At 67.2% G+C, this 15,689-nt stretch carries 17 protein-coding genes and 1 tRNA gene; 9 read left to right on the top strand and 9 right to left on the bottom strand.

Annotated elements, in window-relative coordinates; translation table 11 throughout:
* Window positions 1-79 precede the first annotated feature (79 nt).
* Window positions 80-649: an MFS transporter gene (locus SRAH_RS11495; RefSeq protein ID WP_029463482.1), complete on the bottom strand. Its 570-nt coding sequence runs from the start codon at window positions 647-649 to the stop codon at window positions 80-82.
* Between the two features lie 87 nt (window positions 650-736).
* Between SRAH_RS11495 and pdxH the strand changes: the two genes are divergently transcribed.
* The gene (gene pdxH / locus SRAH_RS11490) at window positions 737-1,369 is read left to right on the top strand and encodes a pyridoxamine 5'-phosphate oxidase (protein WP_029463481.1); all 633 of its coding nucleotides are present in this window, start codon (window positions 737-739) and stop codon (window positions 1,367-1,369) included.
* A 1-nt stretch (window position 1,370) separates the two neighbouring features.
* On the opposite strand, the gene folK is transcribed toward pdxH, so the two are convergent.
* Genes folK through SRAH_RS11465 form a run of 5 tightly spaced genes read right to left on the bottom strand, consistent with a single transcriptional unit; the run spans window position 1,371 to window position 6,159 of the window.
* Window positions 1,371-1,874: a 2-amino-4-hydroxy-6-hydroxymethyldihydropteridine diphosphokinase gene (folK, locus tag SRAH_RS11485; RefSeq protein WP_232841049.1), complete on the bottom strand. Its 504-nt coding sequence runs from the start codon at window positions 1,872-1,874 to the stop codon at window positions 1,371-1,373.
* Between the two features lie 6 nt (window positions 1,875-1,880).
* Window positions 1,881-3,596: a polynucleotide adenylyltransferase PcnB gene (gene pcnB, locus SRAH_RS11480; RefSeq protein WP_045477414.1), complete on the bottom strand. Its 1,716-nt coding sequence runs from the start codon at window positions 3,594-3,596 to the stop codon at window positions 1,881-1,883.
* The gene (locus SRAH_RS11475; RefSeq protein ID WP_029463478.1) at window positions 3,593-4,267 is read right to left on the bottom strand and encodes a histidinol-phosphatase; all 675 of its coding nucleotides are present in this window, start codon (window positions 4,265-4,267) and stop codon (window positions 3,593-3,595) included. Before SRAH_RS11475 ends, pcnB begins: the two co-directional genes overlap by 4 nt.
* Before the next feature lie 31 nt (window positions 4,268-4,298).
* Window positions 4,299-4,994: a DnaA regulatory inactivator Hda gene (gene hda, locus SRAH_RS11470; RefSeq protein ID WP_029463477.1), complete on the bottom strand. Its 696-nt coding sequence runs from the start codon at window positions 4,992-4,994 to the stop codon at window positions 4,299-4,301.
* A gap of 4 nt (window positions 4,995-4,998) precedes the next feature.
* Window positions 4,999-6,159 (bottom strand): AI-2E family transporter, encoded by a 1,161-nt coding sequence (locus SRAH_RS11465; RefSeq protein WP_076607037.1) that lies wholly within the window; start codon window positions 6,157-6,159, stop codon window positions 4,999-5,001.
* Window positions 6,160-6,264: 105 nt separating this feature from the next.
* On the opposite strand from SRAH_RS11465, the gene purM reads away from it, so the two are divergent.
* Complete coding sequence (gene purM, locus SRAH_RS11460; protein ID WP_029463475.1) at window positions 6,265-7,317, top strand: phosphoribosylformylglycinamidine cyclo-ligase; 1,053 nt, start codon at window positions 6,265-6,267, stop codon at window positions 7,315-7,317.
* 30 nt (window positions 7,318-7,347) lie between these two features.
* Here purM and murJ read toward each other — a convergent pair whose 3' ends face one another.
* Window positions 7,348-8,910, bottom strand: coding sequence for a murein biosynthesis integral membrane protein MurJ (gene murJ, locus SRAH_RS11455; RefSeq protein WP_029463474.1), 1,563 nt, complete (start codon window positions 8,908-8,910; stop codon window positions 7,348-7,350).
* Window positions 8,911-8,990: 80 nt separating this feature from the next.
* On the opposite strand from murJ, the gene SRAH_RS11450 reads away from it, so the two are divergent.
* The 6 genes from SRAH_RS11450 to SRAH_RS11425 all read left to right on the top strand — a co-directional run bounded on the left by SRAH_RS11450 (window position 8,991) and on the right by SRAH_RS11425 (window position 13,690).
* Window positions 8,991-9,842: a 3',5'-nucleoside bisphosphate phosphatase gene (locus tag SRAH_RS11450; protein WP_029463473.1), complete on the top strand. Its 852-nt coding sequence runs from the start codon at window positions 8,991-8,993 to the stop codon at window positions 9,840-9,842.
* Entirely contained in the window at window positions 9,842-10,729 is an 888-nt protein-coding gene (locus SRAH_RS11445; RefSeq protein ID WP_029463472.1) for a DMT family transporter, read from the top strand. The genes SRAH_RS11450 and SRAH_RS11445 overlap by 1 nt, the downstream gene beginning before the upstream one ends.
* A gap of 16 nt (window positions 10,730-10,745) precedes the next feature.
* A complete protein-coding gene (locus SRAH_RS11440) occupies window positions 10,746-11,381 on the top strand; it encodes an L-threonylcarbamoyladenylate synthase (RefSeq protein ID WP_029463471.1) in 636 nt (211 codons plus the stop codon).
* 48 nt (window positions 11,382-11,429) lie between these two features.
* Window positions 11,430-12,098 (top strand): site-2 protease family protein, encoded by a 669-nt coding sequence (locus SRAH_RS11435; RefSeq protein ID WP_029463470.1) that lies wholly within the window; start codon window positions 11,430-11,432, stop codon window positions 12,096-12,098.
* A gap of 43 nt (window positions 12,099-12,141) precedes the next feature.
* The gene (locus tag SRAH_RS11430) at window positions 12,142-13,518 is read left to right on the top strand and encodes a tryptophan--tRNA ligase (RefSeq protein WP_029463469.1); all 1,377 of its coding nucleotides are present in this window, start codon (window positions 12,142-12,144) and stop codon (window positions 13,516-13,518) included.
* 81 nt (window positions 13,519-13,599) lie between these two features.
* A tRNA-Ser gene (locus tag SRAH_RS11425) sits at window positions 13,600-13,690 on the top strand.
* 123 nt (window positions 13,691-13,813) lie between these two features.
* Here the strand turns inward: SRAH_RS11425 and SRAH_RS11420 are convergent.
* Both SRAH_RS11420 and SRAH_RS12205 read right to left on the bottom strand, forming a co-directional pair.
* The gene (locus SRAH_RS11420) at window positions 13,814-14,134 is read right to left on the bottom strand and encodes a HigA family addiction module antitoxin (RefSeq protein WP_029463468.1); all 321 of its coding nucleotides are present in this window, start codon (window positions 14,132-14,134) and stop codon (window positions 13,814-13,816) included.
* Between the two features lie 7 nt (window positions 14,135-14,141).
* Window positions 14,142-14,420 (bottom strand): type II toxin-antitoxin system RelE/ParE family toxin, encoded by a 279-nt coding sequence (locus SRAH_RS12205; RefSeq protein ID WP_076607036.1) that lies wholly within the window; start codon window positions 14,418-14,420, stop codon window positions 14,142-14,144.
* Window positions 14,421-14,817: 397 nt separating this feature from the next.
* On the opposite strand from SRAH_RS12205, the gene SRAH_RS11415 reads away from it, so the two are divergent.
* Window positions 14,818-15,689: cobalamin-dependent protein (locus SRAH_RS11415; protein ID WP_029463467.1), on the top strand; the 872-nt coding region annotated here is incomplete at its 3' end.

Genomic DNA, 15,689 nt, shown 5'->3' with positions numbered 1-15,689 from the left:
TACGCTTCGCATCCTCATCTCTTTCATCGGGCGCCTTATGATCGTCCGGGATGTGACATCTAGGCAGGCTCGGCGGGCTTCAAACTTGGAGACTCTCTTCGAGACGCAGCAGCACCAATATACCCAAAAAGTAGATGGCCGCCACCACCAAAGCCACCGTCATAAAGCTCACCTGAATGCCCACCAAGCCGGCCGCAATCATGGCCACACCAAAGATGATGCCTCCTGCCCCCCAGTAATTTCCCATGCCACGGCCTCTGGTGGCTTTGCGAGTCACGTCGCCCAAGTAAACGGCTTCGATGGTGTCCCAGGAACCATCGGTCAATCCATCCAGCACCAGCACCAGCAGCAGCACGCCATATACCCACGGCTGCTCCAAGTACGAGATGAGGGGATAAGCCAAGTAGACGCTCACGCTCAGGCACGCGCTCGCCACCAGAAAGGGCTTGCGCCCGTAGCGATCCACCCAGCCGCCCACGAAGTACGTGCCCACCGAGTCCATGATGGCGATGATGCCCAGCCCCACCCCCGCAGCCACGATGCCGTCCATCTCGTACAAGAAGGCAATGAGAAACGGATAGTACAAACCGTCGGCCAACGAAAGCAGTGCGTTGGCGAAGTAGATCGTCTTGTAGCCTCGGGCGCTCATTGCTCATCCTGATTGGCGCAAGTGTACGGCGGCAGGCGCTTTGACGCGCCACTTAAGACCCCAACCAGCGTGCCATACTTGCGCCCCATGAACATCGCCGACCTGCGCAAAAGCTACGAACGCGCCGCCCTGAGCGAGAACGACTCGCACCCCGATCCGCTGCAACAATTCGGCCGCTGGTTCGAAGAAGCCCTTAAAAGCGAACTGCCCGAGCCCAACGCCATGACGCTGGCCAGCGTGGGCAGCGACTTGCGCCCGAGCACGCGCGTGGTGCTGATCAAGAGCTACGACGCCGAGGGCTTGGTCTGGTTCACCAACTACGAAAGCCGCAAGGGCCAAGAGCTGGCTGGCAACCCGTGGGCAGCGCTGCAATTCCACTGGGTCGAACTGGAACGCGTGGTGCGCATCGAGGGGCAAGTGGAGCGCGTGAGCGAAGCCGAAAGCGACGCTTATTTTCAGAGCCGCCCGCTGGAACACCGCATCGGGGCTTGGGCCAGCGCCCAGAGCCGCGTGCTCTCTAGCCGCGCCGCGTTGGTGGCGCAGGCGCTCAAGTTTGGAGCCCAGTTTGTGCTGCAGCCGCCGCGCCCGCCGCACTGGGGCGGCTACCGGCTGCGGCCCGACCGCTGGGAGTTCTGGCAAGGCCGCCCCAGCCGCCTGCACGACCGGCTGCGCTACCGGCTCGAAGGCAGTGCCTGGGTGCGCGAGCGGCTTTACCCCTGAGCTAAGCCAGTTTTTCGATGCGCTGCCCCGCCACCCGCGCCAGTGCGGCGGCGCTGACGCGCTCGGGCGCAATTTCGGCCAGCGGCAGCAGCACGAAGGCGCGCTCGTGCAAGCGCGGGTGCGGCAGCGTAAGCGATTCGGATTCGATGCGCGCCGAGCCGTATTCGAGCAAATCGAGGTCCAGCGTGCGCGGCGCGTTGCGCCAAGGGCGCTCACGCCCGGCGGCCTGCTCCAGCGCTTGCAGGGCGCGCAGCAGCTCGGGGGCGTTCAAGCCCGTTTGCACCTGCGCCACGGCGTTGATGAAATCGGCCCCTTCGGCCTGCCACGGCGCGCTGCGGTACAGGCTGGAGGCGCGCAACAACTGGGTTTGCGGCAAGTGGCCCAGCGCCTCGATGGCGGCGCGCACACTGGCGCAGGCGTCGCCCAAGTTGGCCCCCAGAGCCACCCAAGCCTGCACCGGCGGGCGCGGCGGCACGGCACTCAGCGGCACGGCACAGCGACCCACGCGGCTTTAGTCGGCCTGCGGGGTGCTGCGGCCCGGACTGCCAGGCTGGCCCGCATCGCTGGCACCGCCCCCCTCGCGCTGGCTGGCCGGTTTGCGGCGGCGGCGGCGTTTTTTGGCGGCGGGTGCGGCCTCGTCGGCGCCGTGCTCCGATCGCTCAGAATCGGCATCGTCGCCGCGCTCGAAACGCACGTCGCGGGCTTCATTCTGGCCCTCGTTGCGAACCTCACCAAGCCCGTCTCCGTGCCCCTCATGCTGCGCGCCTGCCGGGCCCGAGCGGGCCTTGCCCTGCTGGCCCGGCTCCGCCCGCCCAGCGCGCCCTGCACCGCGCGCCCCGCCCTTGCCTGCCGGGCGCTTGCGCTGCTGCTCCAGCCGCACGGCTTCAAGCATGTCGCTGCGCACCGCCTCGTTGGCTAGGCTAAAGGTCTCCCACCAGTGCGACAGCTCCTCGTCGAGCTCGCCCACCTGGGCGCGCAGGCGCAAAAAGTCGAAGCCAGCGCGAAAACGCGGCTGCTCGACCAGGGTAAACGGGGTTTGGCCAGTGCGCTTTTCAAAGCGCGGCTGCATCAGCCAGATTTCGCGCATATCGGCTGCCAGCTTGCCGCGCCCCGACACATCGCCGATGCGCGCATCGAAGGCCTCATCCACCGCCTCTTGCAGGGCCGCAAAGGCGCCGCCCCCGGCTTGCTGGCGCCGCTCCCAGCCGGCGCGCACATCGCTCCAGAGTACGCAAGCGAGCAAAAAGCTCGGCACCACCGATTTTTCTTCGGCCACGCGGCGGTCGGTGTCTTGCAGCGCGGCGCGCACGAAGGGGTCGTGGGCGCGCTGCACCACCACATCGAGCAAGGGGTAGATGCCTTGCGCCAGCCCGAGCGTCTGGAGCTGCTCGATGCTGGCCAAGGCATGGCCGGTTTGCAGCAGCTTGAGCATTTCGTCAAACAAACGGCTGGGTGGCACCTCGGCCAGCAGCGGCAGGCTGGCCAGCAGCGGGGCGCGGGTTTTGCTGTCGAAGTGAAAACCCAGCCCACTCAATTTGGCCGCAAAACGCACCGCGCGGATGATGCGCACCGGGTCTTCGCGGTAGCGCGTGGCCGGGTCGCCGATCAGGCGCAGCACGCGCTTTTTGGCGTCGCGGATGCCGTGGTGGAAATCGACCACCACCTCGCTCTCGGGGTCGTAGTAGAGCGCGTTGACGCTGAAGTCGCGCCGCGCCGCGTCCTGCTCCAGCGTGCCCCAGACGTTGTCGCGCAGCACCCGGCCGCTGGCATCGACGGCGTGCCCGACCCCGGCCAGCGCCACCCGGTGGCTGCGCTCGTTGCCGCTCACTTGCTCGGCGTCGGCGCTGTCGAGGTAGGCGCGCAGGGTCGAGACTTCGATCACCTCGTGCTCGCGCCCGCGCCCAAACACCACGTGCACGATGCGAAAGCGCCGCCCGATGATGAAGGCGCGCCGAAACAGCGCTTTCACCTGCTCCGGTGTGGCGCTGGTGGCGACGTCAAAGTCCTTCGGGCGCAGCCCGAGCAGCAAATCGCGCACCGCCCCACCCACGATGTAGGCCTCGTGGCCGGCGCGCTTGAGGCTGTGCAGCACGTCGAGCGCGCGCCCATCGACCAGCGAGGGGTCGATGCCATGCACCGCCACCGGCACGTCTTCGCGCTTGCCCAAGGGAGAGGCGCTGGCCTTGGGGCCTTTGCCCAGCAGCCGGTTGATAAAGGATGTGATCATGCAGGAGTTTCAAATAGGTCGAGAATGCGCCAGCCGCGCTGTTGCGCCAGCGCACGCAGGCCGGGCGAGGGGTTGGTGGCCACCGGCACGTCGGCTTTTTCGAGCAGCGGCAGGTCGTTGAGGGAGTCGGAGTAAAACGTGGTGTGCACCGCACCCCAGCCCAAGCCTCGCGCCGCCAGCCATTGCTCCAGGCGCTGCACCTTGCCTTCGCGAAACGAGGGCGTGCCCGCGATCTCGCCACTGTACCAGCCATCGGGGCCGCGCGCCAGTTCCACCGCCAGCAGCTCATCCACACCCAAGGCGCGTGCGATTGGGCGCGTGACGAACTCGTTGGTGGCGGTGACGATGAGCAGCAGATCGCCGGCGCGCCGGTGCCGCTCGACCAATTCGCGCGCGGCGGGCAGAAGCTGCGGCTCGATCACTTCGCGCATAAACCGCTGGTGCGCGGCGGCGGCGGCCTGCGCACCGCGCTCGCGCACGGCGGCGGTGCTAAAGCGCACGTAGTCGTGGATGTCGAGCGCGCCGGCCTGGTACTGGGCAAAAAATTCGTCGTTGCGGCGCGTGAAGGCTTCGGCGTCGGTCCAGCCGATGCGGGTGGTGAACTGGCCCCAGGCGTGGTCGGAGTCCAGCGGCAGCAAGGTGTGGTCGAGGTCGAACAGGGCCAGTTTCATGGGTGCAGACAATGGGTTGGAGGCCGGTTTTTCAGGTTTCACAGCTTTCTTCGAGCATGGCTTTGAGCAAAGGCACGGTGAGCGCGCGCTGGGTGCGCAGCGCGTAGCCGTCGAGCCGCTCCAGCAGCGCCATCAGGCCGCCGAGCTCGCGCGCATAGCGGCTGAGCATGAAGTCGAGCAGCTCATCGGGCAGGCACAGCCCGCGCGCGTTTGCCGATTGACGCAGCACGCGGCGGCGCTCGGCGTCATTCAGAAGCGGCAATTGGAACACATGGCCCCAGCCTAGGCGGGTGCGCAAGTCGGCGCGCAGGGCCAGGTCGGTCGGGGGCCGGTCGGCGGCGGCCAGCACCCAGCGCGGCCGGCCGTCGGCAGGGCTGAGCGCGTTGATGCACCAGTTGAAGGCCAGCGCCTGCTGCGCGCTGCCGTAGTGCTGGCAGTCGTCGAGCAGCACGGCGGCCCAGCGTTCATCAAAATCGGGCAAGACTTGGCTGCTGGCATCGAGCCAGCCCACCGCCAGCCCCTGCTGCTGCAGCGCCAGCCGCACCGCTTGCAACAAATGCGTTTTGCCGCTGCCGGGCGCACCCCAGAGCAAGCTGGGCACGCTGGGGCATTGCGGCTGCGCCAGCACCGCGCGCAGGTGCGCCAAGGCCGGTTGCCCGGCGTCGGCAAAAAAATTGTCCAGCGAGGGCGGCGCGGCCAGCCCAAGGTCGAGCACCAGTTGCTGCATCGGCTCAGGCGGGTGGGTTCCCGGCGGTGCGCTCGGCGGGCGCGGGCGCGGGCGGCAACGAGGCGCTGACGGGCGCGGCGGTGGCATTGGGCAGCGGCTCCATGCCGTCGGTAAAAAGCGCGCTGCTTTGGTACAGCACCTGCAAGCGGCGCAGCGCCACCACCAGCACCGCGCTCACCGGCAGCGCAATCAGCACCCCCATAAAGCCAAACAGATGCCCAAAGGCCATCAGGGAAAAAATCACGGCGATCGGGTGCATGCCGATGCGGTCACCCAGCACGCGCGGCGTCAGGTACAGGCTCTCGATCAGTTGCCCCACCATGTAGACGGCCCCCACCAGCAGCACCCCCCACAGGGTGCCAAACTGCAGCAGCGCCGCCAGCAGCGCCAGCACCATCCCAACCCCAAAGCCCAGAAACGGCACGAACATCGCCAGCCCGGTGAAGACACCGATGGGCAGCGCCAGATCGAGCCCGACCAGCATCAGCCCGGCGGTAAAAAACACCGCCATGCTGCTCATCACCAGCAATTGGCCGCGCAGATACTGCCCCAGCACCTGGTCGGTGTCGTCCAAAAAACGCTGCGTCGGGGCGCGCCAGCGCGGTGGCACCAGCAGCTTGGTGTGTTCGACCAACCAATCCCAGTCCAGCAATAGGTAATAAGCCGCAATCGGGGTGAGCACCAGAAAACCCAAGGCTGCCAGCAAGGCGCTGCCCCCGATGCGCAGCGACGACAGCGCGTACTCGACCCACTGCCCTTCCTCCCCGCTGATGAGGCGCTGCAGCAGCTCGCGCACCATCGCCACGTCGATCTGCGCATTCACCCCTAGGCGCTCGCCCCAGGGCGCGATCCAGGCATTGAAGCCCTCCAGCAGCAGCGGAATCTGGTCGCGCAGCAGCGGCACCTGGTGCGTGATGACGGGCACGATCAGCAACAACACCGCCAGCAGCACCAGCACCAGCAGCGTGAGCGCCAACCCTGCCCCCGCCCAGCGTGGCAGGCCGCGCCCGTGCAAACGCTCGACTGCCGGGTGCAGGGCGTAGGCCAGCACCGCCGCCACCAGGAAGGGCGTGAGCACCGGCGCCAGCAGGCCCAGCAGCAGCCAAGCCACGACGGCCAAGCCGATCCAGGCGAGCACACGCAATTGCGCGGGGGTGAGCAGCATGGGTGGGGCCATCAAAATGTGGGGGTGACGGGTTGCTGGGGCGGCGATGAAAAGGGATGCCAGTCGGACCAGTAAAATCGGCCCATTCTATAGTGCCCACACCAAATGACCACGACCCCCCTTTCCTACAAAGACGCTGGCGTTGACATCGAGGCCGGCGACGCGCTGGTCGAGCGCATCAAGCCCCTAGCCAAAAAAACGCTGCGCGAAGGCGTGCTGGCGGGCATCGGCGGCTTTGGCGCGCTGTTTGAAGTGCCCAAGCGCTACCGCGAGCCGGTGCTGGTTTCGGGCACCGACGGCGTAGGCACCAAGCTCAAACTGGCTTTCGAGTGGCAGATGCACGACACGGTGGGCATCGACCTGGTGGCCATGAGCGTCAACGACGTGCTGGTGCAGGGTGCCGAGCCGCTGTTTTTCCTCGACTACTTTGCCTGCGGCAAGCTCGATGTGGACACCGCCGCCGCGGTGGTGGGCGGCATCGCACACGGCTGCGAGCTGGCCGGCTGCGCCCTGATCGGCGGCGAGACCGCCGAAATGCCCGGCATGTACCCGCCGGGCGAGTACGACCTGGCCGGTTTTTGTGTCGGGGCGGTGGAAAAATCGCTCATCCTCACGGGCCAGACGGTGGCCAGCGGCGACGTGGTGCTGGGCCTGGCCTCCAGCGGCGTGCATTCCAACGGCTTTTCGCTGGTGCGCAAGTGCCTGGAGCGCGCTGCCAGCGATCTGCCCACCACGCTCGACGGCCAACCCCTGCGCCAGGCCCTGATGGCCCCGACGCGCATCTACGTCAAAAACGTGCTGCAGGCGCTGGCGCAGCACCCCTGCGGCGGTGCGGCCGGTGGCATCAAGGCGCTGGCGCACATCACCGGCGGCGGCCTGCTGGAAAACATCCCGCGCGTGCTGCCTGATCATCTGGCGGCCGAACTGGTGCAAGGCAGTTGGCCACAAAGCGAGCTCTTTGCCTGGTTGCAGCGCAGCGCCGGCATCGACGACTTCGAAATGAACCGCACCTTCAACAACGGCATCGGCATGGCGCTGGTGGTCGATGCCGCCGCCGCCGCTGCCGTGGCCGCCACCCTGCGTGCGCTGGGCGAGACGGTGCATGAAATCGGGCGCATCGCGGCGCGCGGTGCCGGGGCGGCGGTGCGGGTGGGGTAGCGCCCAAACCGCAAGGACTGCCCCCCAACCCTACATCCGCACCAGCCGCCGCAGCTTCACCCCGGCCAGCAGCAGGGTGCCGAAATAGACCAGCGCCGCGCCCACCAGCAGCCCGAGCATGGCCAGCAGGCGCTGCCATATCACCACCTCGTGCACCCAGTTGAACTGGCTGCTGGCCCAGAGCAAAAACAGCGCCAGCAGCGCGCTGGCGGCCAGCACCTGCAGCGTCAACACCAGCCAGCCCGGCTGCGGCTGGTAGGAGCCGCGGCGCAGCAGCCCAATCAGCAGCCAGCCGGCATTGATCAAGGCCCCGAGCCCTATCGCCAGCGCCAGCCCGGCGTGGGCCATGGTGGGCACCAGCAAGAGGTTGAACACCTGCGTCAGCACCAGCACCACGATGGCGATGCGCACCGGGGTTTTGATGTCTTGCTTGGCATAGAAAGCCGGGGCCAAAATCTTGATTGCGATCAGCCCCACCAGCCCCACGCCATAGCCCATCAGCGCCAGCGCGGTCTGGCGCACATCAAAGGCCGTGAACGCGCCGTAGTGAAACAGCACCGCCACCAGCGGCTCGGCAATCGTCAGCAGCGCCACCGCACTGGGCACGGCCAGCAGCAGCACCAGGCGCAGACCCCAGTCGAGCATCTGGCTGTAGCGCGCCGGGTCGGCGGCGGCGCTGGCGGCCGCCAGTTGCGGCAGCAGCACCACGCCTAGCGCCACCCCCAGCAGCGCGGTCGGGAACTCCATCAGCCGGTCGGCAAAGGTGAGCCAGCTCACGCTGCCGGTGGCCAGGTGCGAAGCAATCTGGGTGTTGATGAGCAGCGAGATTTGCGCCACGCTCACCCCCAGCAGCGCCGGCAGCATGAGCGTGAGGATGCGCTGCGTGCCCGGGTTCTTCCAGGCCGAGCGCAGCGCCGAGAGGCGCACGCTCACACGCGGCAGCAGCCCGAGCCGCTTGAGCGCCGCCAGTTGCACCGCCAGTTGCAGCACGCCGCCAATCAGCACCCCACCCGCCAGGGCAAAAATCGGCTCGATGCCGATGGACTCGAACCACGGCGCGCCCCAGGCCGCAGCCACGATCAGCCCCACATTGAGCAGCACCGGGGTGGCGGCGGGAACGGCAAAGCGCTTCCAGGTGTTGAGCACCCCAGCCGCCAGCGCCACCAGCGACATGAAGCCGATGTAGGGGAACATCCAGCGCGTCAGCGCCACGGTCACGTCGAAGGTGTAGGGGTCGCGCGCCAGCCCGGCGGCCATGCCCCACACCAGCAGCGGTGCCGCCAGCACGCCCACGATGCAGGTGAAGGTGAGCGCCCAGGCCAGCACCGTGGCCACGCGGTCGATCAAATCTTTGGTGGCTTCGTCGCCCTCTTGCTGGCGCGTGGCGGCCAGCACCGGCACGAAAGCCTGGCTAAAGGCCCCTTCGGCAAACAGGCGCCGCAGCAAATTGGGGATGCGAAAGGCGACGTTGAAGGCGTCCGTCATGGCGCTCACGCCAAAGGTGGCGGCGATGAGCAGGTCGCGCACCAAGCCGCTGATGCGCGAGAGCAGGGTCAACAACGAGACGACGGAGGCGGATTTGAATAGCGACACAGCGCGAGTGTAGCCTTGGGCCTAGAATGAACCCCCACGCTCGCTGCACTCGCTGCCCCCCGAGGGGGCGCTTTGACCCCATGCCCATCCTCAACGCCGACCTACACTGCCACTCCACCGTCTCCGATGGCACGCTCACGCCCGAGGCGCTGGCGGCGCGTGCCAAGGCCAACGGGGTTGAGTTGTGGGCGCTCACCGACCACGACGAAGTGGGCGGCCAGCAACGCGCCCTCGATGCCGCGCGCGCGCTGGCACTGCCCTACCTCACCGGCACCGAAATCTCGGTCAGCTTTTGCGATCTCACGGTGCACATCGTGGGGCTGGGTTTTGACCACAGCAACGCCGCGCTGCTGCAAGGCTTGCACCGCACCCGCAGCGGCCGCAGCGAGCGCGCCCAAGAAATGGCCGAGCAGTTGCGCCGCGTCGGCATACCCGGTGCCTTTGAAGGCGCGCTCAAGTACGTGAGCAACCCGGAACTGATCTCGCGCGCCCACTTTGCCCGCTACCTGGTCGAAGCCGGTGTGTGCAAAGACGTGCAAGAGGTGTTTCGCAAATACCTCACCGACGGCAAACCCGGCTTCGTGCCGCACCGCTGGGCCAGCCTGCGCGACGCGGTGCGCTGGATCGTCGAGGCCGGCGGGGTGGCGGTGATCGCGCATCCGGCGCGCTACAACCACGGCCCCACGCAGGAATACGCCCTGTTTAGCGAATTCAAGGCCCACGGCGGGCAGGCGGTAGAAGTGCTCACCGGCAGCCACAGCAGCGCCGAAGCGGCCCAGTATGCCGAGATGGCGCTCGAATTTGGTCTGGCGGCCTCGCGCGGCTCCGACTTTCACGGCCCCGGCGAGAGCCACTGCGACCTCGGCGCCCTGCCCCCCCTCGACGCCCGCCTGCGGCCGGTGTGGGAACTGCTCAGCGAGCGCGTGCATTAATGCCTGGCTTGCACACGGCCAGCGCCCGAACGCTGCTGGGCATTGCTTTTCTGGTGCTGGCGGTGGCCTGCTTTGCGCTGCTCGATGCCACCGTCAAGGTGCTCAGCGCCACCATCTCGGTGCTGATGGTGGTCTGGTTTCGCTACACCTTCCAGGCCGTGGTCATGGCCGCCGTGGTGCTGCCCACCCGGGGCTGGCGCTCGCTGGCCACGCGCCAGCCTCTGCGCCACGCCCTGCGCGGGGTGCTGCTGCTGGCGGTGAGCATCTTGAGCTTTGTCAGCGTGACCTATATGCCTCTGGGTGAGTTCACCGCCCTTGTCATGCTCACGCCGCTGGTGGTGACGCTGCTGGCCGCTGTTTTTCTGCACGAAGTGGTGAGCCGCCTGCGCTGGCTGCTGGTGCTGGGGGGCTTTTGTGGTGCGCTGCTGGTGATCCAACCCACCGGCTACACCTTGGGCTGGTTTGTGCTGGTGCCGCTGCTGATGGTGCTGCTCTACGCCGTGTTCCAGATTCTGACCAGCCGCATGGCGCGCAGCGAAGACCCGCTCATGCTGCACTTCTACACCGGCTGGACCGGCGCGCTGCTCATGACGCTGGCCCTGCCTTGGGTCTGGCAGGCCATCCCCGACGGGCGCACGCTGGCGCTGCTGTGCCTAGCCGGGCTGTGCGGCACCGTGGGGCATTTCCTGTTCATTCAGGCCTTCGCGCGCGCACCGGCCTCTACCCTGGCCCCCTATATGTATTTGCAAGTCGGCTTTGCGCTGCTGCTGGGCTGGCTGCTGTTTGCGCACATGCCGGGCCTGTGGGCCTTTGTTGGCATCGGGCTGATCGTGCTGTGCGGGGCCACGCTGGCTTGGCTGACGGCGCGCACCCCCAAAGTGGATTGATTGACTCCTTCCTCCGATGTCGCAATTTTTCCAGATCCACCCCGACAACCCGCAACCGCGTCTGCTCAAGCAGGCGGTGCAGGCGCTGCAACAAGGCGGCGTGCTGGCGCTGCCGACCGACTCCAGCTACGCCCTGGCCTGCCACCTCGACGACAAAGAGGCGGTGGAGCGGCTGCGCCGCATCCGTGGCGTCGATGCCAAACACCCGCTCACCCTGCTCTGCCGCGACCTGAGCGAGCTGTCCAGCTACGCGCGCGTGAACAACGCCCAGTTTCGCCTGCTCAAACTCGGCACCCCCGGCCCTTACACCTTCGTGCTCGAAGCCAGCAAAGAGGTGCCACGGCGCCTGAGCCACCCGTCGCGCAAGACCATCGGGCTGCGCGTGCCCGCACACCACGCGCTGCAGCGGCTGCTGGAGCTTCACGGCGCGCCGCTGCTGGCCACCACCCTGATCGAGCCCGGCGCCACCGAGCCCCTGAACGACGCGCACGAAATCCGCCAGCGCCTGGAGCACCAGTTGGCCGCCGTGATCGACGCCGGGGCCTGCGCCATGGAGCCCACCACGGTGCTCGACCTCAGCCCCATGGGCAGTGGCGATGAACCCGTGCTGCTGCGCCAAGGCCAAGGCAGCCTGGCCGCTCTGGGGCTGTGAAACCCGCCGCTCCAGCCACGCGCTGAACGCTGCTGAGACAATACGCCCATGGACATTGCCGCCATCTTGCAAACCATCGCCGTCTTTGCGCTGCCGGTGCTGTTTGCCATCACCATCCACGAAGCCGCGCACGGCTACGCGGCGCGCCACTTTGGCGACCCCACCGCCTGGATGCTGGGGCGCATCACGCTCAACCCGGTCAAGCACATCGACCCGCTGGGCACCCTCGCGCTGCCGCTGTTGCTGCTGTTTGCCACCAACGGGGCCTTTTTGTTTGGCTACGCCAAGCCGGTGCCGGTGAACGCGGCGCGGCTGCGCCGGCCCAAGACCGATATGGTCTGGGTCGCGCTGGCCGGCCCGGCCTCCAACGTGGTGCAGGCGCTGCTGTGGGTGATTTTTGGCTACCTGCTGCTGGCGCTGGGCCTGCACGAGCCCTTTTTCCTAGAAATGGCGCAGGCTGGGCTGCTGGTCAACCTGGTGCTGTTCGTGCTCAACATGCTGCCGCTGCCACCGCTGGATGGCGGGCGCATCTTGGTTGGGCTGCTGCCGCCGCAGCCCTCGCAAGCCGTGGCGCGCATCGAACCCTTTGGCTTCATCATCGTGCTGGTGCTGCTGTTCACCGGCCTGCTTGGCACCTACTGGCTGCGCCCGCTCATGGCGCTCTCCGACCAGTTCATCCAAACCCTGCTCACGCCGCTGCGCTGGCTGCTGCTCTGAGCCTCACCCCCTCCCCCACCCCCTACCCCATCTTTTTTCCACCATGCGCGTACTCACCGGCATCACCACCACGGGCACCCCGCACCTAGGCAACTACGTCGGCGCCATTCGGCCTGCGCTGCGCTCCAGCCAGCGCAACGATGTCGATGCCTATTTCTTTCTGGCCGACTACCACGCCCTAATCAAAACCGACGACCCGGCGCGCATCCAGCGCTCCACGCTGGAACTGGCCGCCACCTGGCTGGCCTGCGGCCTCGACCCCGAGCGCGTGACCTTCTACCGCCAGTCCGACATCGTCGAAATCCCCGAACTCACCTGGCTGCTCACCTGCATCTGCGGCAAAGGGCTGCTCAACCGCGCCCACGCCTACAAGGCGGCGCTGGACAAAAACGCCGCCAGCGGCGCCGACCCCGACGAGGGCGTGACGGCCGGCCTGTTCATGTACCCGGTGCTGATGGCGGCCGACATCCTGCTCTTTAACGCGAATCAGGTGCCGGTCGGGCGCGACCAGGTGCAGCACATCGAAATGGCGCGCGACATCGCCGCCAGCTTCAACCACCACTACGGCGCGCACTTCACCCTGCCCGAAGCCGTGGTCGATTCCCAAGTGGCCACCCTGCCCGGCCTAGACGGGCGCAAGATGAGCAAGAGCTACGACAACACCATCCCGCTCTTTGCGCCGCCCGAGCAGTTGAAAAAGCTGATTTTTGGCATCGTCACCGACTCGCTCGCCCCCGGCCAGCCCAAGCAAACCGAGGGTTCGGCGCTGTTCCAGCTCTACCAGGCCTTTGCCAGCGCGGATGAAAGCGCCGCCCTGGCGCGCGCCTACGCCGAGGGCATAGGCTGGGCCGATGCCAAGCAGATGCTGTTTGAGCGCATCGAGCGCGAAATCGCCCCAATGCGCGCGCGCTACCAGGAGCTGATGGCACAACCGCACGCCGTGGAGGCGCAACTGCAAGCCGGTGCCGCCAAGGCGCGCCGCAGCGCCACCCTGTTTGCCCAGCGCCTGCGCCAAGCCGTGGGGCTGCGGCCGCTGGCGGTGGCTGGGGGTGCCGGTGCAGTGGGGGTTGCTGGAGGTGCAAGGGGTGCGGGGAGCGCTGGGGCAGCGCCAGCCAGCGCCGCCGACAAACCCGCGCTGCCCAGCTTCAAGCAGTACCGCGAGCCCGACGGGCGCTTTGCCTTCAAGCTCACCGACGCGCGCGGCCACCTGCTGCTGCAAAGCGAAAGTTTTGCCACCCCGCAAGAAGCCGCCCAAGCCATTTCCCGCCTCAAGGCCGCTGGCTACGCCGCCAGCCCCGATCTGCATCCGCTGCTGCGGCTGGGAGGCACAAGCCCAGAAGGCAGCGCAGGCCGTGCAGACCCCGCAGCCGCAGCCCAAGCTGCCGAAGCCGCCTTGGAGGCGCTGCGGGCGGCCAGTTAACGCCCCCCGATGCCCGGCTCACACCGCGCATGCTAGGCATGTCAGGCTTTAGAGCCTGCTAGAATCTGAGGTTCGACAGCCGGAGAGATGGCAGAGTGGTCGAATGCGCCGGACTCGAAATCCGGTATACGGTTTCACCGTATCGAGGGTTCGAATCCCTCTCTCTCCGCCAAAACGCCGTTCATGTGAGCCCTCGCTCCAATGCAGTCTCCGTGCCAGAACCGGCTTGGGTGCTGCGGCTTATGCTCTGTTCCGCCTGAGATCATGGCCACAAGGGTATTCACCCGCTTGGATGTCATGCAGGCTGCAGCTTCAGCGCCTTGACCCTCGAAAGCTCCTTGCTCACACCGGCGGCCGCCCGCGCCTGCCAAAGATCGTACGCCGCCTGCTGCGCCAGCCACACCTCAGCAGCACCGCCGTGGTCGCGACCCAGCCAACGCTCAATGCGCAAGGCCATCGCAGGGCTGATTGCAGCCCGCCCGTTGAGCACCTTGGACAAAGTGGTCCGGTCAACACCCAACTGGGCAGCTGCTGCGCCGACCTGCAGATTCAAGGCAGGCAGGATGTCGTCTCTCAGGGTGAGGCCAGGGTGGGGAGGGTTGAACATGTAACTCATCGTCGCCTCAGTGGTAATCTTGGTAATCCAATAGGATTGCATCGCCGTTTTCAAACCCAAATGTCAGGCGCCAGTTTCCATTCACGCTGACCGACCAGTGCCCGGACAGGCTGCCCTTGAGGGGGTGCCAGTCCCAGCCGGGGCGGTTCATGTCTTCGGGCCGCGTGGCAGCATCCAGCGCAGACAGTTGCCGCGCCAAGCGCGCAGCGTGTGCCGCTTGGATCCCGGCGCGTGAACCAGACCGGAAGAAGCGCTCGATGCCTTTGTGCCTGAAGCTTCGGATCATCTGCGCATTGTAGCGCGTAACGCCACACGCCGCAAGACACGCGCGCTGCAAGGCAGCCTGCACAACCCCCGCAATCCGCCCCACGGCTCAGTTGCGCACCTGCGGCACAATCCAGAGCAACCATGCAAGCCACACCTGCCGCCCCGCGCGGGGCCTCGCTCGAAACCGCGCTGCGACAGCCGCAGAAGGGCATCGCCGGCTTTTCGCTGAGGTCTCTCTCCGCCAGCGCTTGCAACCCACCCAAGTCCCGTCTTGCGTGGGTTTTTTGTTTTGCCGTCGCGGGCCGCATACCGGGTCGATCCTCATTGACGTTAACGTAAACGTCAATTAAAGTGTGGGGCTTCACAATCGAGGCCGCCACGCCACGTCTGCGCGGCCACACCGGAGACTGCCGACCATGACCGACCTGCACGCCGACTTCAAGGCCTTGGCCGACTACCGCCCGCGCCACAAGGTGCGCTTCGTCACCGCCGCCAGCCTGTTCGACGGCCACGACGCCGCCATCCACATCATGCGCCGGCTGCTGCAAAGCATGGGGGCCGAGGTCATCCACTTGGGGCACAACCGCTCGGTCGATGAGGTGGTCACGGCCGCCTTGCAAGAGGATGTGCAGGGCATCGCCATCAGCTCCTACCAGGGCGGGCACGTGGAGTATTTTCAGTACATGGTCGATCTGCTGCGCCAGCGCGGCGGCGCCCAGGTGCAGGTGTTTGGCGGCGGCGGCGGCGTGATCGTGCCAAGCGAGATCCGCACCCTGATGGACTACGGCGTGGCGCGCATCTACAGCCCCGAAGACGGCCAGCGCATGGGCCTGGCGGGCATGATCGGCGAGATGCTGATGCGCTGCGACCGCGATCTGAGCGCCGAGGCGCCTCAAACGCTGGCAGCAATCGAGGGCCACAGCGACGCCGCCTGGCGCGCGCTGGCGCAGCTCATCACGGCGCTGGAGAATCGCTCCGCCCCGGCGGATCTGGTGCAGCAGTTGCACACCGCCGCCGCAGGGCGCCAGGTGCCGGTGTTGGGCATCACTGGCACCGGCGGGGCGGGCAAGTCCTCGCTCACCGACGAGCTGATCCGGCGCCTGCGGCTGGACCAAGGCGACGCGCTGCGGGTGGCGCTGATCAGCATCGACCCCTCGCGGCGCAAAAGCGGCGGCGCACTGCTGGGCGACCGCATCCGCATGAATGCCATAGGGCCGTGGGGTGGAGCCCCCACGCTTGCCGCTGACGCGGCTGCGCTGCCCCCCGAGGGGGCGCCCGCCGCCTTGGG

This window comes from Serpentinimonas barnesii (assembly GCF_000696225.1).
GTDB classification, from domain to species: domain Bacteria; phylum Pseudomonadota; class Gammaproteobacteria; order Burkholderiales; family Burkholderiaceae_C; genus Serpentinimonas; species Serpentinimonas barnesii.
This window is presented reverse-complemented; position numbering and strand designations above follow the sequence as displayed.

Bases quoted from the DNA above. Each gene is read 5' to 3' on its own strand.
- SRAH_RS11435 (WP_029463470.1), top strand. From the start codon at position 11,430: ATGGACATTGCCGCCATCTTGCAAACCATCGCCGTCTTTGCGCTGCCG.
- SRAH_RS11445 (WP_029463472.1), top strand. From the start codon at position 9,842: ATGCCTGGCTTGCACACGGCCAGCGCCCGAACGCTGCTGGGCATTGCT.
- SRAH_RS11420 (WP_029463468.1), bottom strand. From the start codon at position 14,134: ATGAGTTACATGTTCAACCCTCCCCACCCTGGCCTCACCCTGAGAGAC.
- purM (WP_029463475.1), top strand. From the start codon at position 6,265: ATGACCACGACCCCCCTTTCCTACAAAGACGCTGGCGTTGACATCGAG.
- SRAH_RS11495 (WP_029463482.1), bottom strand. From the start codon at position 649: ATGAGCGCCCGAGGCTACAAGACGATCTACTTCGCCAACGCACTGCTT.
- SRAH_RS12205 (WP_076607036.1), bottom strand. From the start codon at position 14,420: ATGATCCGAAGCTTCAGGCACAAAGGCATCGAGCGCTTCTTCCGGTCT.
- SRAH_RS11430 (WP_029463469.1), top strand. From the start codon at position 12,142: ATGCGCGTACTCACCGGCATCACCACCACGGGCACCCCGCACCTAGGC.
- SRAH_RS11440 (WP_029463471.1), top strand. From the start codon at position 10,746: ATGTCGCAATTTTTCCAGATCCACCCCGACAACCCGCAACCGCGTCTG.
- hda (WP_029463477.1), bottom strand. From the start codon at position 4,994: ATGCAGCAACTGGTGCTCGACCTTGGGCTGGCCGCGCCGCCCTCGCTG.
- SRAH_RS11475 (WP_029463478.1), bottom strand. From the start codon at position 4,267: ATGAAACTGGCCCTGTTCGACCTCGACCACACCTTGCTGCCGCTGGAC.
- SRAH_RS11450 (WP_029463473.1), top strand. From the start codon at position 8,991: ATGCCCATCCTCAACGCCGACCTACACTGCCACTCCACCGTCTCCGAT.
- SRAH_RS11465 (WP_076607037.1), bottom strand. From the start codon at position 6,159: ATGCTGCTCACCCCCGCGCAATTGCGTGTGCTCGCCTGGATCGGCTTG.
- pdxH (WP_029463481.1), top strand. From the start codon at position 737: ATGAACATCGCCGACCTGCGCAAAAGCTACGAACGCGCCGCCCTGAGC.
- pcnB (WP_045477414.1), bottom strand. From the start codon at position 3,596: ATGATCACATCCTTTATCAACCGGCTGCTGGGCAAAGGCCCCAAGGCC.